The organism is Dysosmobacter sp., assembly GCF_034093755.1.
In the GTDB taxonomy this organism is placed as follows: Bacteria; Bacillota; Clostridia; order Oscillospirales; family Oscillospiraceae; genus Oscillibacter.
In genome coordinates this window covers 1-3,669 of record NZ_JAXEBZ010000010.1, presented here as the reverse complement: position 1 = coordinate 3,669, position 3,669 = coordinate 1, and the positions used below count along the sequence as shown (strand labels likewise).

At 62.9% G+C, this 3,669-nt stretch carries 4 protein-coding genes and 1 riboswitch; of the genes, 3 read left to right on the top strand and 1 reads right to left on the bottom strand.

The features are described 5' to 3' along the window. Positions 1–279: 279 nt before the first annotated feature. Positions 280–627, bottom strand: coding sequence for a DUF1294 domain-containing protein (locus SOX55_RS00935; RefSeq protein ID WP_325285555.1), 348 nt, complete (start codon positions 625–627; stop codon positions 280–282). 147 nt (positions 628–774) lie between these two features. Between SOX55_RS00935 and SOX55_RS00930 the strand changes: the two genes are divergently transcribed. The 3 genes from SOX55_RS00930 to asnS form a co-directional block, all read left to right on the top strand. Beyond that, complete coding sequence (locus SOX55_RS00930; RefSeq protein ID WP_325285554.1) at positions 775–1,584, top strand: hypothetical protein; 810 nt, start codon at positions 775–777, stop codon at positions 1,582–1,584. Between the two features lie 62 nt (positions 1,585–1,646). Beyond that, positions 1,647–1,763: riboswitch (TPP riboswitch) on the top strand. A gap of 74 nt (positions 1,764–1,837) precedes the next feature. Continuing rightward, positions 1,838–2,404, top strand: a complete 567-nt coding sequence (locus SOX55_RS00925) for an energy-coupled thiamine transporter ThiT (protein ID WP_325285553.1) — start codon at positions 1,838–1,840, stop codon at positions 2,402–2,404. Between the two features lie 101 nt (positions 2,405–2,505). Beyond that, on the top strand, positions 2,506–3,669 hold a 1,164-nt coding region (gene asnS, locus SOX55_RS00920), incomplete at its 3' end, for an asparagine--tRNA ligase (protein WP_325285552.1).

Sequence of the window (3,669 nt, the reverse complement as noted above, 5' to 3'; positions counted from 1 at the left end):
TCGAGAAGGGCTGCGGCCCGCTGCGCGCATGAGCTTGTCCGCTTTCAGCGGACAGCTCACACACTTGCGGACCGGGAAGTGTTTTTTCCGCCGCCGCAGCGTAAAAAAATGTGCCAGTGGCACATTTTTAGCGTAGGCCGAAGCGGCTGTGCCGCAAGGGAGAACCAGGTGCCGCCGGAAAAAACGAATTTCATTTTTTCGCACCTGCGGGTGCGAACTCTGCGAGGCTCATTTGAAAAGCTGAAAAAACATCTCCGGACTGTGTCCGGAGATGTTTTTTCAGCGCAGAAACGTGAGCCAGACCCACAGGCCGCCGATCAGCAGCACCTGCAGAATCAGAATGGCGGGAATGCCCAGGCGGAAGGACTTGTGGAGGGTTTTGTGGTGAAAAACCTTCATTCCCAGCAGGGCGCCCACGCTGCCGCCCAGACCCGCCAGCAGAAACAGCGTCCGCTCCGGCACCCGCCGGACGGACTCCTTTTTCTCCTTCCGTCTGGCCTTCCACTTGTCCAGGCCGAACACCAGAAAAGTGACCAGGCTGATGAGCAGCAGCCAGCACCCCAGCAGTCCCCAGGGGGAGCCGATGAAAAACCAGATGAAGTCATTCCGCGCCTGGGGCTGAAACATGGGAACCGCCTCCTGTGTGGTGTGTTTCGGCCATTATACCAGCTTCGCCGCCGGATGGCAAGATGGGGCGGCAGACGGAAAATTTTCCGGTTCCGGGAACCGAATCGCCTCCTCTGGCGTCTAAACCTGCAAAAGGAGGCGTTGACCATGAGAAAATGGACGCTGTTTCTGGGATTGTATTTCTGCGCGGCACTGCTGCTGGGGGGCTGCGCCATGGAGCGGACCGCCGCCCCTGTGCCCCCATCCCCCGACCCGGCAGCCTCTACCGGACAGGAGCCTGCCCCGCGGCAGTCCGTCACCTGCCGGGTGGTGGCCGCGGGGGAGGACGGAGCGCTGACGCTGGCGGAGCTGGAGGGCAGCGGCGTGTACCTGCTGTCCGCCCCGGAGCTGGAGGCGCGGCCGGGCCAGCTGGTGGACGTGGAGTACGGCGAGCTGCTGGAGACGTACCCTGCCCAATTCGGCGGAACGGTGACGGCGGCGGCCCGGCCGGTCACCGACGGCTTTGACGACCGCTGCGGGCTGTACCTGCGGGTGCTGAATGAGCTGTGGGAGGAGGACGCGGGGCTGAACGAAGGCGTGGAGCAGGCGGGGGTGGACCTGTCCGCCACCAGCCTCAGCGAAAGCGAGCGCTCCGCCGTGGCCTGGGCCTTCGCCGTTCAGCACGGCGCGGAGCCGGTGGAGGGCACATGGCAGCAGCTCATCGACCGGGGGTACATTTCCGCCTGGATCGAGGATCCGGAGTGCGACTGCCTGCCTGTTTACCAGTGGGAGAACGGCTGCCTCTACTCCATCCGGGAAAAGCCCATGGAGGGGACCTACAGCCTGATTCCCGTCACCTTTGACGCGGAAAAGTGGCGCAGCGTCACCGGGGCGTATTTCTACTGCGACTGCACCGCCCTCCGGTCCGAGGCGGGGGAGTGGAGCGGCTACACCGTGGGCGCCCACGCCATCGCCTGATGACAGGAAAAGCCTTGACTTTTTCCGCCGGAAAGCTATACTGAGGGCAGACCGCATGGGCAAACTGAATACAGGGGCGCTGGGGGCAGACCCGGCTGAGATGCGGGACGCGGCGCCGTCCCCGGTCCCTCACACCTGATCCGGATAATGCCGGCGCAGGAAGCGATTCAACCGTTTTGAAAAACTTTTGTACCGCATCACGCCACGGAATCCGGTTCGCGTATGCGGTACTTTTTTATCTGGAGGCATTTTTATGTCTGAGACGAAACACCGTTCCTCTCTCCGCCCGCTGGTGGAGGGCGCCCTGATGGTGGCGCTGGCCATCGTGCTGGGCTACATCCGCATTTTCCGCCTGCCATACGGCGGCTCCTTCGACCTGGCGCTGGTGCCCATGTTTGTCTACTGCCTGCGGTGGGGCCCCAGGTGGTCCTTCATCGGCTGCTGTGTCTACGGCGTGCTGGAGTACCTGCTGGACGGCGGCATCGCCATCTCCTGGCAGTCCATGCTGATGGACTATGTGGTGGCGGAAACCGCCCTGGGCCTGTGCGGCTTTGCCGCCGGGAAGAAGCTGGGCTGGCTGTGGGGCGTGGTGCTGGGCACCGCCGGCCGGTTCGTGTCGCTGTGGCTGTCCGGCGGATTGCTGTGGTACATGTACATGCCGGATGTGTTCATGGGCCTGCCCATGCATAACCCCTGGGTCTACTCCGCCCTCTACAACGGCGTCCTGTGCGCCACGGTGATGGTGATGGACCTGGTGGTGCTGGGCCTGATGAACACCAGCTCTGCCCTGCGGCGGACGGTTCTGGCCCGCCAGGAGTGAGATTTGGGGCAAAAAATCCGATTCCTCTTGTCAAAGCGGCGAAAAGAGTGTAAAATAACCCAATCTGATACGCAGCAAAAACAAGAAAACGGGTGATTGATATGAGCTATACGAAAATCGCGGCGATCTACGCCGACAGCGAAACCCTGTCCGGGCAGGAAGTCACCGTGGGCGGCTGGGCCCGCACCATCCGGGACATGAAGAACTTCGGCTTCATCGAGCTGAATGACGGCTCCTGCTTCAAGAATCTGCAGGTGGTGATGGACGCCAGCGCCCTGGCCAACTACAAGGAGATCGCCGCCCAGAACGTGGGCGCCGCCCTGGAGGTCACCGGCACCGTGGTGCTGACTCCCGGGGCCAAGCAGCCCCTGGAGCTGAAGGCCTCCGCCATCCGGGTGGAGGGCGCCTCCGCCCCCGACTATCCCCTGCAGAAGAAGCGCCACACCGTGGAGTACCTGCGGACCATCCAGCACCTGCGGCCCCGCACCAACCTGTTCTCCGCCACCTTCCGGGTGCGGTCCGTGGCGGCCATGGCCATCCACGAGTTCTTCCAGAACCGGGGCTTTGTGTATGTCCACACCCCCATCATCACCGCCTCCGACTGCGAGGGCGCCGGTGAGATGTTCCGGGTCACCACGCTGGACATGGAGAACCCGCCCCGCAAAGAGGACGGCTCCGTGGACTTCAGCCAGGACTTCTTCGGCAAGCCCGCCAACCTGACGGTGTCCGGCCAGCTGAACGCCGAGAACTTCGCCATGGCTTTCGGCGATGTGTACACCTTCGGACCCACCTTCCGGGCGGAGAACTCCAACACCCAGCGCCACGCCGCCGAGTTCTGGATGATCGAGCCGGAGATGGCCTTCTGCGACCTGAAGGGCGATATGGACGTGGCCGAGGCCATGATCAAGTATATCATCAAGCGCACCATGGAGCGCTGCCCCGACGAGATGGCCTTCTTCAACCAGTTCGTGGACAAGGGCCTCATTGAGCGGCTGAACCACGTGGCAAACTCCGACTTCGGCCGGGTGAGCTACACCGAGGCGGTGGAGATTCTCAAGGAGCACAACGACCAGTTCGACTACAAGGTGGAGTGGGGCACCGACCTGCAGACCGAGCACGAGCGGTTCCTCACCGAGCAGGTGTTCAAGCGCCCCGTGTTCGTCACCGACTATCCCAAGGAGATCAAGGCGTTCTATATGCGGTTGAACGATGACGGAAAGACCGTGGCCGCGGCAGACTGCCTGGTGCCCGGCATCGGCGAGATC